General features: G+C 46.2%; 16 protein-coding genes. 13 read left to right on the top strand and 3 right to left on the bottom strand.

Annotated features, from left to right (window positions below):
- Nucleotides 1–70 precede the first annotated feature (70 nt).
- From rsmB to AC3CH4_RS15305, 4 genes are all read left to right on the top strand, one after another.
- Nucleotides 71–1,351 carry a 16S rRNA (cytosine(967)-C(5))-methyltransferase RsmB gene (gene rsmB, locus AC3CH4_RS15290; protein ID WP_054548306.1) on the top strand — a complete coding sequence of 427 codons (1,281 nt, stop codon included), beginning with the start codon at nt 71–73 and terminating at the stop codon, nt 1,349–1,351.
- Nucleotides 1,352–1,461: 110 nt separating this feature from the next.
- The gene (gene trkA, locus AC3CH4_RS15295; protein WP_004735766.1) at nt 1,462–2,838 is read left to right on the top strand and encodes a Trk system potassium transporter TrkA; all 1,377 of its coding nucleotides are present in this window, start codon (nt 1,462–1,464) and stop codon (nt 2,836–2,838) included.
- A 96-nt stretch (nt 2,839–2,934) separates the two neighbouring features.
- On the top strand, nt 2,935–4,380 hold the full coding sequence (locus AC3CH4_RS15300; protein ID WP_114634152.1) for a TrkH family potassium uptake protein: 1,446 nt from the start codon (nt 2,935–2,937) through the stop codon (nt 4,378–4,380).
- Nucleotides 4,381–4,406: 26 nt separating this feature from the next.
- Nucleotides 4,407–4,973 (top strand): DUF3157 family protein, encoded by a 567-nt coding sequence (locus AC3CH4_RS15305; protein ID WP_474356037.1) that lies wholly within the window; start codon nt 4,407–4,409, stop codon nt 4,971–4,973.
- Here the strand turns inward: AC3CH4_RS15305 and trhA are convergent.
- Together trhA and AC3CH4_RS15315 are read right to left on the bottom strand one after the other, a co-directional pair.
- Nucleotides 4,970–5,623: a PAQR family membrane homeostasis protein TrhA gene (gene trhA, locus AC3CH4_RS15310; RefSeq protein ID WP_004735763.1), complete on the bottom strand. Its 654-nt coding sequence runs from the start codon at nt 5,621–5,623 to the stop codon at nt 4,970–4,972. The genes AC3CH4_RS15305 and trhA overlap by 4 nt on opposite strands.
- 107 nt (nt 5,624–5,730) lie before the next feature.
- Nucleotides 5,731–6,522, bottom strand: a complete 792-nt coding sequence (locus AC3CH4_RS15315) for a sporulation protein (protein WP_237300727.1) — start codon at nt 6,520–6,522, stop codon at nt 5,731–5,733.
- 283 nt (nt 6,523–6,805) lie between these two features.
- Here AC3CH4_RS15315 and AC3CH4_RS15320 point away from each other — a divergent pair, with 283 nt between their 5' ends.
- The 6 genes from AC3CH4_RS15320 to AC3CH4_RS15345 all read left to right on the top strand — a co-directional run bounded on the left by AC3CH4_RS15320 (nt 6,806) and on the right by AC3CH4_RS15345 (nt 11,922).
- On the top strand, nt 6,806–6,973 hold the full coding sequence (locus AC3CH4_RS15320; protein WP_004735761.1) for a hypothetical protein: 168 nt from the start codon (nt 6,806–6,808) through the stop codon (nt 6,971–6,973).
- A gap of 131 nt (nt 6,974–7,104) precedes the next feature.
- Nucleotides 7,105–7,368: a YihD family protein gene (locus tag AC3CH4_RS15325; protein WP_004735759.1), complete on the top strand. Its 264-nt coding sequence runs from the start codon at nt 7,105–7,107 to the stop codon at nt 7,366–7,368.
- Nucleotides 7,369–7,694: 326 nt separating this feature from the next.
- On the top strand, nt 7,695–9,113 hold the full coding sequence (ccoG, locus tag AC3CH4_RS15330; protein ID WP_171312769.1) for a cytochrome c oxidase accessory protein CcoG: 1,419 nt from the start codon (nt 7,695–7,697) through the stop codon (nt 9,111–9,113).
- A gap of 74 nt (nt 9,114–9,187) precedes the next feature.
- The gene (locus AC3CH4_RS15335; RefSeq protein WP_171309178.1) at nt 9,188–10,174 is read left to right on the top strand and encodes a serine/threonine protein kinase; all 987 of its coding nucleotides are present in this window, start codon (nt 9,188–9,190) and stop codon (nt 10,172–10,174) included.
- 55 nt (nt 10,175–10,229) lie between these two features.
- On the top strand, nt 10,230–10,829 hold the full coding sequence (locus AC3CH4_RS15340) for a thiol:disulfide interchange protein DsbA/DsbL (RefSeq protein ID WP_054548312.1): 600 nt from the start codon (nt 10,230–10,232) through the stop codon (nt 10,827–10,829).
- A gap of 139 nt (nt 10,830–10,968) precedes the next feature.
- On the top strand, nt 10,969–11,922 hold the full coding sequence (locus AC3CH4_RS15345) for a DUF2860 domain-containing protein (protein ID WP_114634148.1): 954 nt from the start codon (nt 10,969–10,971) through the stop codon (nt 11,920–11,922).
- Between the two features lie 127 nt (nt 11,923–12,049).
- On the opposite strand, the gene AC3CH4_RS15350 is transcribed toward AC3CH4_RS15345, so the two are convergent.
- Nucleotides 12,050–13,573 carry a YifB family Mg chelatase-like AAA ATPase gene (locus AC3CH4_RS15350; protein ID WP_488543107.1) on the bottom strand — a complete coding sequence of 508 codons (1,524 nt, stop codon included), beginning with the start codon at nt 13,571–13,573 and terminating at the stop codon, nt 12,050–12,052.
- 472 nt (nt 13,574–14,045) lie between these two features.
- Here AC3CH4_RS15350 and ilvG point away from each other — a divergent pair, with 472 nt between their 5' ends.
- The 3 genes from ilvG to AC3CH4_RS15365 are packed head-to-tail and all read left to right on the top strand — an operon-like array spanning nt 14,046 to nt 16,959.
- The gene (gene ilvG, locus AC3CH4_RS15355) at nt 14,046–15,692 is read left to right on the top strand and encodes an acetolactate synthase 2 catalytic subunit (protein WP_145565995.1); all 1,647 of its coding nucleotides are present in this window, start codon (nt 14,046–14,048) and stop codon (nt 15,690–15,692) included.
- A gap of 1 nt (nt 15,693) precedes the next feature.
- Nucleotides 15,694–15,978, top strand: coding sequence for an acetolactate synthase 2 small subunit (ilvM, locus tag AC3CH4_RS15360; protein ID WP_017073841.1), 285 nt, complete (start codon nt 15,694–15,696; stop codon nt 15,976–15,978).
- A gap of 12 nt (nt 15,979–15,990) precedes the next feature.
- Nucleotides 15,991–16,959 carry a branched-chain amino acid transaminase gene (locus tag AC3CH4_RS15365; protein WP_488543108.1) on the top strand — a complete coding sequence of 323 codons (969 nt, stop codon included), beginning with the start codon at nt 15,991–15,993 and terminating at the stop codon, nt 16,957–16,959.
- Nucleotides 16,960–16,980 lie beyond the last annotated feature (21 nt).

Consider the following 16,980-nt stretch of genomic DNA (forward strand, 5'->3'; position numbering starts at 1 on the left):
ACACAGTTTAGAAAACCTTTACGAGGGCAGAGATGCCCTCATGTATTCAAATAAATATTCGGTACCCCTCATGAATGTTCGCGCTGCTGCTGCAAATGTCCTATTCCAAGTTGTCGATAAAGGCCACTCTCTTTCACACGCTCTCCCTGCGGCTCAAAAAACGATCCGTCCGCGAGACCATGCTCTACTGCAAGAGATTTGCTACGGCGCACTTCGTTACCTGCCTCGCTTAGAGTCAATCGCTAACGAACTGATGGAAAACTCGCTTAAAGGTAAAAAGCGCGTCTTCCATCACCTGATCTTAGTAGGCATTTATCAGTTGGGCTTTATGCGAATTCCTTCGCATGCCGCCGTTGCTGAAACAGTTGAAGCAACCAAAACACTGCGCGGCCCAAGCCTCAGTGGTTTGATCAATGCCGTACTTCGCAGCTATCTGCGCGATCAAGAAGAACTAGACGAGAAAGCCGTTAGCCACAATGCTGGTAAATACAGCCATCCAAGCTGGATTCTAAAAATGCTTCAAGAGAGCTACCCAGATCAGTGGGAGCAATTGGTTGAAGCAAACAATAACAAGGCACCAATGTGGCTGCGCGTAAACCGCCAACACCACACTCGTGACGAGTATGTTGAACTGCTTAAAAACGAAAACATTGAATACACACTGCACCCTGAAGCAGCTGATGCCATAAAATTAGCCTCACCTTGTGACGTTACTTTGCTTCCTGGCTTCGACAGAGGCTGGGTATCGGTACAAGATGCTGCAGCTCAGCTTTCCGTTGATTTCCTAACACCAAAAGATGGTGAGCTAATCCTAGATTGCTGCGCAGCACCTGGTGGTAAAACTGCACACATTCTTGAACATACTCAAGACACTGAAGTGGTTGCAATCGACAGTGATATTAAACGCCTAGACCGCGTTTACGATAACCTTGAACGCCTACAACTGCGTGCCGACGTAATCTGTGGTGATGCTCGCTACCCTGAAGAGTGGTGGACAGGCAACCAGTTCGACCGCATCCTACTTGATGCTCCATGTTCAGCGACCGGTGTAATTCGCCGTCACCCTGACATTAAGTGGCTACGCCGTGCATCTGATATTGATGCACTAGCAGAGCTGCAAAGCGAGATCTTGGATGCAATGTGGCGCCAGCTAAAAGAAGGCGGCACCATGGTTTATGCGACATGTTCTATCACGCCGCAAGAAAACGTGCTGCAAGTGAAAGCCTTCTTAGAGCGTACCGAGAACGCAACGCTGGTTGGGTCTGATATCGAAAAACCGGGTCGTCAAATACTGCCTGGTGAAGAAGATATGGATGGCTTCTACTACGCAGTTCTAGTAAAACAGGCATAACAACTAACAGCGGCTAAGAATTTATTTCTTAGCCGCTGTTTCTTTCTAGTGCATTATCAAAGCGAAAAGAGATCACTAGAATTACAACGGCAAAAAATAAGAGAAAGGCTATGAAGATCATTATTCTAGGTGCTGGACAAGTTGGCGGTACCCTTGCTGAAAACCTAGTGGGTGAAAACAATGACATCACAATCGTCGACCGTAATGCCGACCGACTTCGTGAACTTCAGGACAAATACGACCTTAGGGTTGTAAACGGTTATGCCAGCCACCCGAACACACTACGTGAAGCGGGCGCGCAAGATGCCGACATGTTGGTTGCGGTAACCAACATGGATGAAACCAACATGGCCGCATGTCAGGTTGCCTTTTCTCTGTTTAATACGCCAAACCGAATTGCCCGAATCCGCTCTCCACAGTATTTAGAAGAGAAAGAAGCACTCTTCAAATCAGGGGCGATTCCGGTTGATCATTTAATTGCCCCAGAAGAACTCGTCACCAGCTACATCGAGCGCCTGATTCAATATCCAGGTGCATTGCAGGTTGTGAGCTTTGCTGAACAGAAAGTTAGCCTAGTAGCGGTAAAAGCCTACTACGGTGGCCCACTGGTCGGTAACGCACTGTCTGCTTTGCGTGAGCACATGCCGCACATTGATACTCGTGTTGCCGCTATCTTCCGTCAAGGTCGACCAATTCGCCCACAAGGTACCACCATCATTGAAGCCGATGATGAAGTGTTCTTCGTGGCAGCGAGTAACCATATCCGCTCGGTAATGAGTGAACTACAACGCCTAGAAAAGCCTTACCGCCGTATTATGATTGTTGGTGGCGGTAACATAGGTGCAAGCTTGGCAAAACGCCTTGAGCAAAGCTACAGCATCAAGCTTATCGAGCGCAGCTACACTCGCGCCGAGAAGCTATCTGAAGAATTAGAAAACACCATCGTATTCTGTGGTGATGCTGCCGACCAAGAACTGCTGACCGAAGAGAACATCGATCAAGTTGATGTGTTCATCGCTCTAACCAATGAAGATGAAACCAACATCATGTCAGCAATGCTGGCGAAGCGAATGGGTGCCAAGAAAGTAATGGTACTGATTCAGCGTGGTGCTTACGTCGATCTTGTTCAGGGCGGTGTGATTGATATTGCGATCTCGCCACAGCAAGCGACCATTTCTGCGCTGCTTACTCACGTTCGTCGTGCTGATATCGTAAACGTATCATCTCTACGTCGCGGCGCTGCAGAGGCGATCGAAGCGATTGCTCACGGTGACGAAACCACCTCTAAGGTTGTTGGCCGAGCGATTGGAGACATCAAACTGCCACCGGGCACCACCATTGGTGCGATTGTTCGCGGAGAAGAAGTACTTATCGCGCACGATAGAACCGTAATCGAACAGGATGACCACGTAGTGATGTTCCTAGTGGACAAGAAATACGTACCTGATGTTGAGTCTCTATTCCAACCGAGCCCGTTCTTCTTATAGCCTTGTTCTCGTAAGCTTCTTCTCGCAACTTTCTTTTTGTGAGAACGACGCTCCGGCACAAAGCTGTAATCAATTAAAGCTATGGTCTATTAAGCTATGGTCAACTTTCGTCCGATATTATTAGTGATAGGGTTAGTGTTATCAAAACTCGCCCTTTTCATGTACATCCCCACATTGGTTGCCTTTTTTACTGGCACCGGTGGTTTCCTCGAGTTTGGTCAATCAGTAGTGATCACGCACATTGTGGCGTTCATCTGCTTGAGCTTGGGCCGCTCCGCTAAGTTCCGACTTGGGGTGCGAGACATGTTCCTGATTACCTCTTTGGTTTGGACAATTGCCAGCGCCTTTGCCGCCCTGCCATTTGTCTTCATTAACCACATCAGCTTTACGGACGCCTACTTCGAAACCATGTCTGGTATAACCACGACAGGCTCAACCGTATTAAGCGGCTTAGACAGCATGGCACCAAGCATTCTGTTGTGGCGTTCAATACTGCAATGGTTAGGCGGCATCGGCTTTATCGTGATGGCGGTAGCAGTTCTACCAATGCTCAACGTTGGTGGTATGCGCCTGTTCCAAACCGAATCATCCGATTGGTCAGATAAAAGCAGCCCACGAGCAAAAACCGTCGCGAAGAACATCGTAGCGGTTTATCTGGTTCTGACTGGTTTATGCATCATTAGCTATTTGTTTGCAGGCATGGGTATCTTTGACGCGATCAATCACGCGTTCACAACACTGTCGACGGGGGGTTACTCAACCTCAGATGGATCGATGAACCACTTCTCCAACAGTGCTCACTGGGTGGGAACACTGTTCATGTTCCTTGGTGGACTGCCGTTCTTACTGTTTGTTAGCGCACTGCGAGGCCGAAAACTCTCAATCCTCTACAAAGACGCGCAAGTGAGAGGTTTTACATACCTGTTCTTGGTCACCAGCGCCGTAATATCAACATGGTTGGTGGTTAGAGATGGCTACACTGTTATGGATGCGATGCGTGTTTCGATGTTCAACATCGTATCAGTCGTCACCACAACCGGTTTTGGCTTAGAAGACTTCACCGCGTGGGGGGCACTGCCAACGACCTTGTTTGCATTCCTAATGATGGCGGGAGCTTGCTCGGGTTCAACCTCTGGCGGTATTAAAATATTCCGTTTCCAGATCGCGATGACCATGCTCCACAAACAAATGATGAAGCTAATTCACCCATCGGGCGTGTTTGTTCAACGCTACAATCAGCGACCTGTGAATGACGATATTGTGCGTTCACTCGTGGCATTTGGTTTGATGTTCTTTATCACGATTATCTTAATTGCAGGCGGCTTGAGCGCGATGGGGCTTGATCCTGTGACCAGTATATCTGGCGCTATCACAGCCGTTGCCAACGTGGGCCCAGGCATGGGTAACGTGATCGGTCCAACGGGTAACTTTGCTCCATTACCAGACGCTGCTAAATGGCTATTAAGTTTAGGTATGTTGATGGGCCGACTTGAGATACTGACGCTAATTGTTCTATTTTTCCCTGCCTTTTGGCGACGCTAATTACGCGAATATTTAAGGAAACACAGATGAAATCATACCTACTTATCGCAAGCGCACTGCTTAGCAGCTCTGCATTCGCCGGCCAAATGGTGACTCTGCAAGATGGTAAACAGATACTTCTAAAAGATGACTTTACGTGGCAATACGTGGCACAGAAACAAACGGCAATAACATCAGAAATCGCAGTCCCTGTTGTAGCTGCGCCGGTTGTAGCTGTCCCAATCGCGACTAATGTGCGTGGTACGACGATTATCGTTGATAGCAAGAAGCCAAGCTTACAGCTGTCTCAATCAGGAGTGGATGTTGTACTAGGTGCAAGTCGCTATGAAGACGGCGAGCTGATCATCCCTACGGCTATTACTAACCAAGGTACGCAGGCTGTCATCTTAGTGTCTTTGAAGTTAGGTGTATATTCACCAAGTGGTGAGTTATTAGAAGAGAAAACAGTAGCGGTTTGGAAATCGATAAAGCGTATGGCAGATACCTACCTTCGACCAAAAACCGATGCCGAAGGTACGTCGCTTAACCTAGCTGTTGATCAATACCCAGAGTATCAAATCAAAGCTGAAATCGTTGAAGTGCTGGCTCGCTAAACCGGTGTCACGAACAGATAGATAGCGAAGAAATGGCAAGCGCAGCCCGCCAACACAAACAGGTGCCAGATGGCATGGTTATAAGGGATGCGTTTTGCCACATAGAAAATCACACCCAGCGAGTAAATCACCCCGCCAACCGCCAGTAACACCAAACCACCTATATCGATGTTCATCGCTAATTGATAAACAACAATCAAAGATAGCCAACCCATCGCTAAGTAAATGAACAGCGATAAGCGCTTGAATCGGTATACGAAAGCAATCTTCATGATGATGCCCACCAGCGCAATTCCCCAGATCACCGCCATCAAGCCCATCGCTAATGGGGTTCTTAAGCCCACCAAAAGAAACGGCGTGTAACTGCCCGCAATCAACAAATAAATCGCACAGTGATCGAGCGTTTTGAGTAAGCGCTTGGTTTTCTCAGTGGTGATAGAGTGGTACAACGTGGAAGCAAGAAAGAGCAGAATAATACTGCTGCCATACACCGCCATACTGGCAACAGTAAGCATGTCGGCTTGGTAATCAAACGCACGAATCAGTAACAGGATCAGGCCCACTACGCCAAGTACGACGCCCAAACCATGGGTTATCGCATTAGCGCGTTCTTCGATGTCACTGTATTCGCTGGCTGATGATGCAGACATGAGTATCCTACTAGAGTAAATGTTCGATTGACCCAGTATTACACATTAAGCTTACACGTGTAAGCTTAAATTTTATGACAAAATGACTTATAAAATGTGCGATTCAGCTAAGATGCGCTTTCTAAATACTCGACCACCATCTTACCGGCGTCTTCTGGTGAGGTATCAAGCGGGACACTCAATTGGCGCTGTAGCTGACCAATTCCCAGCAAACTCGCCAACATGCCTTTTGCGCCATCGCGATTGCGGTCTATCTCAAACCACAACTTAAGTTCTGTCTCACCACGATGAGCAACAACCTCAAGCTCACGCCAGCGACCATGATAAGGGCCAGTCGTCGGAACAAATTCGAACTCTTGCACAAACGGTAACTCGAAACCATCCACCGCTTCACATTCCACTTGGCGTATCCGCAGCCCTTGAGCTTCAAGTTCATTAAAGATGCCATCGAGGAGTGCATCAGGACGAACCGTTAAGGTATCTTTATCCGATGGGTCAATCGCCATCGCAATGTCCAACCCGGTTTCCAGCCACACCTTTGAATCACCAATCGTGACTGGTGTATTCAGCGGCACATCAAACTCACATTCAAAGTCACGGATTTCTCCCGGCTGAATCACAAAGGCATACGGCAGGCTCCATTTAGCCAACGAGTACGTCTGATGCATTCGGCGTTTATGACCGCCCTCTTGCCTTTGCGAGTTCATGGTGACTTCTTTGACGTAACGACAGCACAAGTTGAGATCAATGTTGTCGATTTCCTGTGGCTGAGCGCCACCATAGACATGCACAATAATGCTCGCCTTCTTGCCTGGGTAAAGCACTTCCTGTTGCAATACAGAATCCACCTTGGCAGATCCAATACCAAAACTAGCTAACGTTTTCTTTAAGAACGACATATGCACCTCCTTTAAAGCATCATCTTAAGCCTGAAAGAGGTTCAAACTCAAATATACTGCTCACACTATTTTAGCTCTAATATCGTTTAATTATCACTCAGGCGTCGATCGATAACTTAGATAGTGATAATCTAAGCCTTGATATGCATGCATATCATTATCCTGATTTATTTTTCGGATTGGCGAAAGCCAGACGAGTGACTCTTCAAGTAATTGAAGCGAAGCTCATGATAAGTCAGGCCATTAGATTGGCAATGGATATGCCTGACCGTTAGGTAAATTAATGCGCCCAACAGCTGTCAGGTTCTCGCACACCAACCGCAGTGCGATGCGTCGTCGTAGTGGCTTTGTTGCTGCTCCAACGGCTAAGAAATTGGCTCCTACAATGACTCTCGTTCAGAAGACTGCTTTATTAGCACCGACTGCAACAAAAGTAATTAAAGCCGCTTAACGAAAAGCGCAGTTTTTACTGCGCTTTTTTCTTGCCCAGTCCCATCTTGAAATGCCTTTACACATTGGTATTCCCTACCCGATTTGATACCTTAACCACAAATCATTATAAAATTTGTGGAGAAGTAAAGTATGAAGTGTCACCGCATTGAAGAACTGCTTGAACTGATGGAGCCTGAGTGGCAGAAAGATCAAGAGCTTAACCTATTAGAGTTCATCATTAAGCTATCAAACGAAGCTGGCTATCAAGGCAAGCTTGAAGAGCTGACTGACGATGTTCTTATCTACCATCTAAAAATGCGTAACAGCGAAAAAGATGAAATGATCCCAGGTCTTAAAAAAGACCAAGAAGATGATTTCAAAACGGCAATTCTAAAAGCGCGTGGCCTTCTTTAATCGCCTATTTGGTTAGAACTCAATGGCCGTATAAATAAAACAATCAATTTCGAAAAGCGACCACTCGGTCGCTTTTTTGTTTCTGTTCGCTATTTTTTCGTCACAACTGTTATGACTTTTGTTGTTAAAGGTTGATAGCGTTAAAGAAATGAGAACAAGATTGTCGTTATAATCGCCATCCATAAGAATCTTCTAAAATAATAAGAGTGAGTGCGATACCAACAAATGCACCAAGCTCAATTTCTACAGGTTCTCTAAACCATACTTTCAAGTAATGTCGTCATGCCCGACTTAACCGGGCAAACAAGCCACAAAAAGGATAGTCCATGAGTCAGGATAAAATCGACATCAAAGATGTGACTCCTAAAACCTTTAACCCAAAAACACATAAAGGTAATGGAGATCGATTTAACCCAAGTAACCGAATCTATGTTCGAGAAAGCAAAGGTAAATTCCAACAACTTCGTCGTTACGGCGGTTGGTTCTTACTTTTACTTTTTGCGCTTATCCCATGGATCCCATTTGGCGAGCGACAAGCGATCTTGCTCGATATCGGCAGCCAACAGTTCAACTTCTTTGGTACAACCCTATACCCACAAGATCTGACCCTACTCGCCATCCTATTTATGATTGCTGCGTTTGGCTTATTCTTCATAACCACCTTCTTAGGGCGAGTCTGGTGTGGTTATTTATGCCCGCAAACCGTCTGGACCTTTATGTACATCTGGTTCGAAGAGAAACTGGAAGGTGCTGCCAATAAGCGAAGAAAACAAGACTCTGGCAAACTGACAAGCAATTTAATTCTCAGAAAAACCATCAAGCACATCGCGTGGTGGGCGATTGCCATTGCGACGGGCTTAACCTTTGTCGGTTATTTCATCCCAATCAAAGAGCTGGTGGTTGGTTTCTTTACCTTTAACTCGACTTTCTGGCCGGTGTTTTGGGTATTGTTCTTTGCTGGGTGTACTTATGCCAATGCCGGGTGGATGCGTTCTATTGTTTGTCTGCACATGTGCCCTTACGCTCGCTTCCAGTCAGCTATGTTTGATAAAGACACTTTCATCGTAGGTTATGACACCGAGCGTGGTGAAAGCCGTGGTCCTCGCTCTCGCAAAGCCGATCATAAAGCACTAGGCCTTGGTGACTGTATTGACTGCAACCTATGTGTACAAGTGTGCCCAACGGGTATCGATATCCGTGATGGTCTTCAATACGAATGTATTAACTGTGGTGCCTGTATTGATGCCTGTGATAACACAATGGAACGTATGGGTTATGACAAAGGCCTAATCAACTACACCACCGAACACAGGCTCGATGGTCACACAACTAAGGTGATGCGTCCTAAACTGCTAGGTTATGGCGCTATATTGATCGTCATGCTGGGTTTGTTCTTCGCACAGATAGCGAGTGTTGATCCTGCAGGCTTAAGTGTTCTACGAGATAGAAACCAGCTATTTAGAATCAATAGCCAAGGGCTTGTCGAAAATACTTACAACTTGAAAGTAATCAACAAAACTCAGCAAGAGCAAGAGTACAAGCTTGATGTCAGCGGGCTGCCAGATTCTATCTGGTACGGTAAACAAACGATCACCGTAGACCCAGGTGAGGTTTTAAACCTTCCTATCAGCTTAGGCGTCGATCCAGAAAAACTGAGCTCACCAGTTTCGACAATTCAGTTTATACTCTCGGATAATGAAGAGTTTACGATGGAAGTCGAAAGCCGCTTTATCAAGAAGCTCTGATACCAGACACCTTAGTGCTTGGTATAACACCCCAATAAATGGAAAAAGGCTCAGTAATGAGCCTTTTTTATTCTATGACGATGCAAGCCTTTAACTTTGATAACCTGACTCCTGACTTCATGTGGTACGCACTGGAGAGCATTGGAGTTCGTGCTGAATCCGGGCTTCTCGCTCTCAACAGCTACGAAAACCGGGTATATCAATTCACCGATGAAGACCGTAAACGCTACGTCGTTAAGTTTTATCGTCCGCAGCGTTGGAACACCGCACAGATCCAAGAAGAGCACGACTTCGCGTTAGAGCTGATCGAACAAGAGTTACCGGTTGCTCCACCTATGCGAATCAACGGCGCAACCTTGCATGAATATCAAGGCTATCTATTTGCACTATTTGAAAGTGTCGGTGGCAGGCAATATGAAGTCGATAATCTAGATCAATTGGAAGGCGTTGGACGCTTCCTTGGCCGTATTCATAAAGCCAGTGCCGGAAGAACATTTCAGCATCGCCCGACCATCAGCTTAGATGAATACCTTTATCAGCCACGTAAGATTCTAGAGAACTCTCAGTTTATCCCAACGCACCTAGAGAACGCGTTCTTCAATGACGTCGACCTTCTGATTAAAGAACTAGAGAGCCAGTGGCCGAGTAACATTGACAACATTCGTCTCCATGGCGACTGCCACCCGGGCAATATATTGTGGCGCGATGGGCCAATGTTCGTCGATCTTGATGACGCGCGTAATGGTCCTGCTGTTCAAGATCTATGGATGCTGCTTAACGGTGAGCGCCAAGATAAGCTGATGCAACTCGATATTCTGCTAGAGAGTTATCAAGAGTTTTGTGATTTTAATCCTTCACAACTGAAACTAATCGAACCACTACGCGGTCTACGTATGGTGCATTACATGGCATGGTTGGCGAAGCGATGGCACGATCCAGCGTTTCCTTTGGCCTTCCCATGGTTTAATGACCCGAAATATTGGGAGCAACAAGTACTTGCTTGTAAAGAGCAAATTGCTACCCTGCAAGAGCCACCACTTTCGTTAATGCCTCAGTGGTAAACGCAATCGCAACATACAACTAGATAAAAATTCAAACATAATGGAGATTGGATAAATGAAAAAGCTATTCGCATTTTTCTCATTGATCATGTTGAGCCTTTCAGCTCACGCTGCGAAATTTAACGAAGGTGAACACTACAAAGTTCTCGATCTAGAAGCATCAAAAAAACCAATGGTGACAGAGTTCTTCTCTTTTTACTGCCCACACTGTAATAGCTTTGAGCCAATCATCCAGCAGCTAAAACAACAGCTACCTAAAGACGCTAAGCTACAGAAGAACCATGTTTCATTCATGGGTGGCAACATGGGCCTGCCAATGAGCAAAGCTTACGCGACCATGATTGCACTGAAAATTGAAGATAAAATGGTGCCAGTGATGTTTAACCGCATCCACACCATGAACAAGCCACCACGCGATGAAGCAGAACTGCGTCAAATCTTCCTAGATGAAGGCGTTGATGCTAAGAAATTCGATGCGGCATACAACGGCTTTGCAGTAGATTCGATGGTTCGTCGCTTCGACAAAGCATTCAAAGACAGCGGCTTGTCAGGCGTTCCAGCTGTTGTAGTAAACAACCGCTACCTGATTGACGCTCAAGGTATTAACTCTCTCGATGAGTACTTCGAGCTGGTTAACTTCTTATTAAAGAAGTAAGGTAATGATTAAAGGAAGCTTCGGCTTCCTTTTTTTTCCTAGTTCAAAAATCATCATTGATAAATAATCAGCCATAAAACTCAGAGCTTTACTGGTATTAATAACCCGTCCTAAGAACCGGTGGGCAAGGAGCCCTTAAATGAAAATAAAAATCACACTTCTCGCATTAAGCGTTGTTACTTCGCCAGCCTTTGCCAAACTTGCAGACGAACAAGGTTTCAGTGGTGAAATCTCTATCAATACCGGGGTAACCTCTTCCTCCTCAAATTTTAATACCGATGCTGATAGCACCCTCTCGTCAAATAAACAGAAAGCCTCATCTGAAAGCTCATTTCTTGTCGCACCTTTAGGCAGTGTCGCTTACACCTTTGGTGAGAAGCTAAATCACCAGGTGTACACAGGTACCGCTCGTGATGATGTGGCAACCGGTACTGTTGTGCTGGAGGTTGGCTATAAATACCAACTAGAGTCAGGCATGACTATCGACGCGTCACTCCTGCCAACCATTATGTCAGGTGAAACTTGGGCTAATCCATACACAGAAGACGTTGCTCGAAGCAAAACCGATGAAACCGGCAATGCCTTTCGTTTAAAATTAAGTAGCATCGCAGGTTCTGCATTCTCGCTAGACATGGCCTACGCGACTAAAGATGTGAAAGATGATCGAGTTGAAGAAGCTCTACAGCGTGATGCCGAAACTTTCTACCTGAAAGGCCAATACCGCGTTCCATTGAGCCGCACCATGATGCTTATCCCATCGATCATTTATCAAACAAGAGATGCCGACGGCAACGCTGAGTCTTACGACCAATTTGGTGGTGAAGTGAGTTTATTTGGTGGCATGGGTCGCCATCAATATGCACTAACGGCGGGCTACAACCAACGTTCTTACGATGCAAGTAACCCGATCTACGATAAGAAACGCAGTGATGACAACATCAACCTGTTTGCCGCGTATGAATATGACCGATTTATGGATTGGGAAAACTGGTCGTTTGTTTCTCTTGCGGGCTATGGCACCAGCGACTCGAATATAACCTTCTACGATGAATCGCAATACATCGTCTCAGTCGGCCTGAACTACAAGTTCTAGTTAGGCATCACTGCTTGCTCATAGCCATTAGTTCATAACAACGAAAGCCTGCGTAAAAAGCAGGCTTTCTTGTTTGTATACCAATCGTAGTAAATAAATGACCCGTTATTTACTACGATTGGCATGACTACACCGCTTGAGCCGTGAGTTGTTTCAACAGTCGATCCATCGCTCGGTAGCCAAGTGCCTCTGATAAGTGCTTCTTTTCAATCTGCTCATTACCGTCAAGGTCTGCAATGGTTCGCGCTACCTTGATGATTCGATGATAGGCACGGATCGATAAACCCAATCGATGCAGTGCGGTCTCGAGAAACTCCGCATCTTCCCGTCGCAATGGGCAATACTTTTCAATTTCTCGGCTACCTAACAGTGCATTCGACTTATGGTTTCGAGATAACATCAACTGACGCGCTTGTTTAACTCGTTGCTTCACGACTTGAGTGGTTTCCCCACGATCGCCTCCTTCGGCTAACATCCCTTTGGGCAATAGAGGGATCTCCAATGACATATCGAATCTATCCAACAATGGCCCAGATAAGCGGTTGAGGTAACGCAGGATAATTTGCGGGTTCGCTCGAGCTTGATTGCCCTCGTAATATCCTGTTGGGCTTGGGTTAAGCGCACCAACCAATTGAAAGCGCGCCGGAAAACGCGTCTTACCCGCGACACGGGAGATAATGATTTCACCCGACTCTAGCGGCTCTCGCAGTGAATCAAGCACCTTACGCTCAAACTCTGGCATCTCATCAAGAAACAATAAGCCATTATGCGCCAAAGATATCTCACCGGGGCGAGGTATCGAGCCACCACCGACCAATGCTGCCATCGAACTCGAATGGTGTGGGGAACGGAAAGGTCGTTGTTTCCAGTTGTATTGATTGATCTCTTGTTGCGTTAAAGAGGCTACCGAAGCGGTTTCCATCGCCTCGTCGTCACTCATTTCAGGCAACAAATCGCGCAATCGAGAAGCCAACATGGTTTTCCCAGTTCCAGGCGGGCCGAGAAAAAGTAGGTTATGGTTGCCCGCTGCGGCGATCTCCAGTGCTCGCTTACCTTGCTGCTGGCCAATAATATCTTGTAAGTCACGATTATCAGACACATCGACATGATGATGTTCGGTTCGATATAGACCAAGCTGAGCCTGGCCACACATATCTGCACAAACCTCTAGCAAGGTTTGCGCTGATTTATGGGCCCCCTTGCCGACTAAGGCCGCCTGATCACCATTGTGATGCGGTACCACCAAGCATCGCTCAACACTATCCGCCGCTAATGTCGCTGGTAGAACTCCTTTGACTGAACGTAATTGTCCCGATAACGCCAACTCACCAATAAACTCATGTTGGGCAATTTTTGATGTGGGTAGTTGATCGGACGCCACCAAAATCCCCAGAGCAATTGGTAAGTCAAAACGCCCTCCTTCTTTGGGTAAATCGGCAGGAGCAAGATTGACTGTGATTCTTTTCGATGGGAATTCAAAGCGAGAATTGATGATGGCACTCCTCACTCGGTCTTTCGATTCTTTAACCGTAGTTTCAGGTAAACCCACCAGCGTAAAACCGGGCATTCCGTTGCTTATATGCACCTCAACGGTCACTTCTGGCGCCTCTACACCCACACTAGCTCGGCTATGAATTATCGCGAGTCCCATAACTTTCCTTTGTCTTTGATTTAAAAGTATTCACTCTGGATATTCATTGCTCACCAAAGCGATAAGGTTGTTATATAGCGTGGTGGAATGGTGTTTTAATGTGAAAAAAGAATGACATTTTCCTTGTCATACTGCAGATTTGTGTGATAACACTAGAGATGTAGACTTTTACTTAAGACAATAAACGAGAAAACTCGAAAATTATGATTTTTAACGCTCGCATTTACGCACTGATTAACCTGATTATCGTAGTCATTATTAAGACTGCGCGGGGGCGAGTGGGAAGAAAGTAACCACGAATTAGAAAAAACCCCCGCACTGAAAAGTCCGGGGGTTTTTTCTAATTTAGCGATTCGATTTTTATAATTTTTATTATTTTCGGCCTTGCCGATTTACAGGAAGAATGGGAGCACAAGATGTGCAAAGACAACGGAAACAATGACCAAAATAAAGGTAATACGGAGGGATTACGATGAAAGGCGCAGAACTAGTCGTATCCGCACTCAAGCAACAAGGCATTGAGACCGTATTTGGTTACCCTGGTGGTGCCATCATGCCAATCTACGATGCACTTTATGACGGCGGTGTTGAACACATCCTTTGTCGCCATGAACAAGGTGCTGCAATGGCTGCTATTGGTATGGCGCGTGCAACACAAGACGTGGCTGTTTGTATGGCAACCTCAGGCCCAGGCGCGACGAACCTAGTAACAGGTCTTGCTGATGCCTTTATGGACTCCATCCCACTCGTCGCTATCACTGGTCAAGTTGCTAGCTCCCACATCGGTACTGATGCATTCCAAGAAATGGATGTGATTGGTATGTCTCTGTCATGTACTAAACACAGCTACCTCGTTACCGACATTGAAGATCTTGCGCCAACATTGGCGGAAGCATTTATCGTTGCGAAAGCAGGACGTCCCGGTCCGGTTATTGTCGATATAGCTAAAGATGTTCAACTAGCAGAATCCCCTGTAAAAATTCTTCCTGAATTTACACCACCAGCACTTCCTGTTGTGACAACGGATGCCATTGAACAAGCTCAGTACTTCTTATCTCAAGCGACTCGTCCTGTTTTATACGTAGGGGGTGGCGTTCAACTGGCGAAAGCAACCGATGCAGTTCGTGAGTTTTTACGCCTTAACCCAATGCCTGCCGTAAGCACACTCAAAGGCTTAGGCACTATTGAACGTGACGACCCACACTACCTTGGCATGCTTGGTATGCACGGCACTAAAGCCGCTAACCTAGTGGTTCAAGAAAGTGACTTATTGATTGTTGTTGGTGCTCGTTTTGATGACCGAGTAACCGGCAAACTCGATACCTTTGCACCGCACGCTAAAGTTATCCATATCGATATCGATGCGGCAGAGTTCAGCAAATTGCGTCTTGCTGATGCGCCAATTCGCGGTGACATCAACAAGATCATGCCTCAGCTAGAATTGAGCCAAGACATCTCTTCTTGGGTTCACCACTCTGAAGGGCTACGCACCTCATTCAAATGGCGCTATGACCACCCAGGCGACCTTATCTTTGCTCCATTATTGTTGAAGCAGCTATCAGATATGATGCCTGCAAGCTCTATGGTTTCAACTGACGTTGGCCAGCACCAGATGTGGGCCGCTCAACATATTCAGCCTCGTGATCCGCAAAACTTCATCACCTCTGCCGGCTTAGGCACCATGGGATTTGGTTTACCTGCTGCGATGGGCGCATCGGTTGGTCGTCCTGATGACCAATCTATTCTTATCTCTGGTGATGGTTCTTTCATGATGAACGTGCAAGAACTTGGCACATTAAAACGTCGCCAAATCCCAGTGAAGATGGTTCTTCTTAATAACTCTCGCTTAGGTATGGTTCGCCAATGGCAATCACTGTTCTTTAATGGTCGCCACAGTGAGACGATTTTGGATGACAACCCTGACTTTGTGATGCTAGCAAAAGCGTTTGATATCCCAGGAAAAACCATCACTCGCAAAGAAGAAGTAGAACCCGCTCTTAAAGAGATGCTTGAGAGTAAAACTGCTTATCTACTTCATGTGCTTATTGATGAAGAAGAAAACGTATGGCCACTAGTACCACCAGGTGCTTCAAACAGTGAAATGTTGGAGAACACATAATATGAAAAGATACCTATTAGACATCAAAGCTGATGATAAGCCTGTACTACTAGAGCGTGTTCTTCGTGTCATCCGTCATCGTGGTTTCATCGTTAAACAAGTAGCCGGAACTCAAAACCAAGAAAGCAAAGTCGCGAGCGTTGAGATCATTGTAGACAGTGATCGTCCGATTTCATTCTTAGTGAATCAAATCGAAAAGCTATGGGATGTGCGTACCGTTGACGTTATCTCTATCAGCCGCAATGAACTACCAAATAACAACCTACAACAAAAGATAAATGCATAAGGAACCGTAAGCATGACAGCTAAAACAGCAGACTATATTTGGTTTAACGGTGAGATGGTTCCTTGGGCAGAGGCGAACGTTCACGTTCTCACTCACGCTATGCACTACGGCACTTCCGTGTTTGAAGGCGTTCGTTGTTATAATACGCCAAAAGGGCCGGTTATCTTCCGCCACCCTGAACACGCAAAACGACTTAAAAATTCAGCGAAAATATACCGCTTCCCTATTCCTTACACTGAGGAAGAAATTATGGAAGCGACTCGCGAAACGCTACGTCAAAATAAGCTAGAGTCAGCCTACATTCGCCCGTTGGGATTTGTTGGTAACGTTGGCCTTGGTGTTTGCCCTCCAGAAGACACTGAGATGGAACTAATCATCGCCGCGTTCCCTTGGGGATCTTACCTTGGTGAAGAAGCACTAGAAAATGGTGTGGACGCGATGATTTCAAGCTGGAACCGCGCCGCTCCAAACACGATTCCTACCGCTGCAAAAGCTGGTGGTAACTACCTATCTTCATTACTAGTTGGTGGTGAAGCACGCCGTAATGGTTACGACGAAGGTATCGCACTGAGCGTCGATGGCTACCTTTCCGAAGGTGCAGGCGAAAACATCTTTGTAGTGCGCGATGGTATTTTATCAACGCCACCAGCGACCAGTGCGATTCTGCCGGGTATCACTCGTGATTCGATCATGACGCTAGCAAAAGACATGGGTTACGAAATCCGTGAAGAGAACATTGCTCGTGAAGCGCTATACCTTGCTGACGAAGTCTTCATGACAGGCACAGCTGCAGAGATCGTTCCGGTTCGCAGTGTAGACAAAATTACAGTAGGTGAAGGCAAACGCGGTCCTATCACTGAAAAAGTTCAAGCAGCTTACTTTGGTTTATTCAATGGAACCACTGAAGATAAGTGGGGCTGGTTAGACTACGTTTATCCAGCAGACCATGCGTCAGCAAGCCAAACACAAACAAATAAGTAAGCAACAGCCAAATATTTTATA

The organism is Vibrio sp. QJM3NY_26, assembly GCF_057786005.1.

Coding starts and splice junctions, on each gene's coding strand:
- rsmB (WP_054548306.1), top strand. CDS start 71: ATGAATGTTCGCGCTGCTGCTGCAAATGTCCTATTCCAAGTTGTCGAT.
- trkA (WP_004735766.1), top strand. CDS start 1,462: ATGAAGATCATTATTCTAGGTGCTGGACAAGTTGGCGGTACCCTTGCT.
- AC3CH4_RS15300 (WP_114634152.1), top strand. CDS start 2,935: ATGGTCAACTTTCGTCCGATATTATTAGTGATAGGGTTAGTGTTATCA.
- AC3CH4_RS15305 (WP_474356037.1), top strand. CDS start 4,407: ATGAAATCATACCTACTTATCGCAAGCGCACTGCTTAGCAGCTCTGCA.
- trhA (WP_004735763.1), bottom strand. CDS start 5,623: ATGTCTGCATCATCAGCCAGCGAATACAGTGACATCGAAGAACGCGCT.
- AC3CH4_RS15315 (WP_237300727.1), bottom strand. CDS start 6,522: ATGTCGTTCTTAAAGAAAACGTTAGCTAGTTTTGGTATTGGATCTGCC.
- AC3CH4_RS15320 (WP_004735761.1), top strand. CDS start 6,806: ATGCGCCCAACAGCTGTCAGGTTCTCGCACACCAACCGCAGTGCGATG.
- AC3CH4_RS15325 (WP_004735759.1), top strand. CDS start 7,105: ATGAAGTGTCACCGCATTGAAGAACTGCTTGAACTGATGGAGCCTGAG.
- ccoG (WP_171312769.1), top strand. CDS start 7,695: ATGAGTCAGGATAAAATCGACATCAAAGATGTGACTCCTAAAACCTTT.
- AC3CH4_RS15335 (WP_171309178.1), top strand. CDS start 9,188: ATGACGATGCAAGCCTTTAACTTTGATAACCTGACTCCTGACTTCATG.
- AC3CH4_RS15340 (WP_054548312.1), top strand. CDS start 10,230: ATGAAAAAGCTATTCGCATTTTTCTCATTGATCATGTTGAGCCTTTCA.
- AC3CH4_RS15345 (WP_114634148.1), top strand. CDS start 10,969: ATGAAAATAAAAATCACACTTCTCGCATTAAGCGTTGTTACTTCGCCA.
- AC3CH4_RS15350 (WP_488543107.1), bottom strand. CDS start 13,573: ATGGGACTCGCGATAATTCATAGCCGAGCTAGTGTGGGTGTAGAGGCG.
- ilvG (WP_145565995.1), top strand. CDS start 14,046: ATGAAAGGCGCAGAACTAGTCGTATCCGCACTCAAGCAACAAGGCATT.
- ilvM (WP_017073841.1), top strand. CDS start 15,694: ATGAAAAGATACCTATTAGACATCAAAGCTGATGATAAGCCTGTACTA.
- AC3CH4_RS15365 (WP_488543108.1), top strand. CDS start 15,991: ATGACAGCTAAAACAGCAGACTATATTTGGTTTAACGGTGAGATGGTT.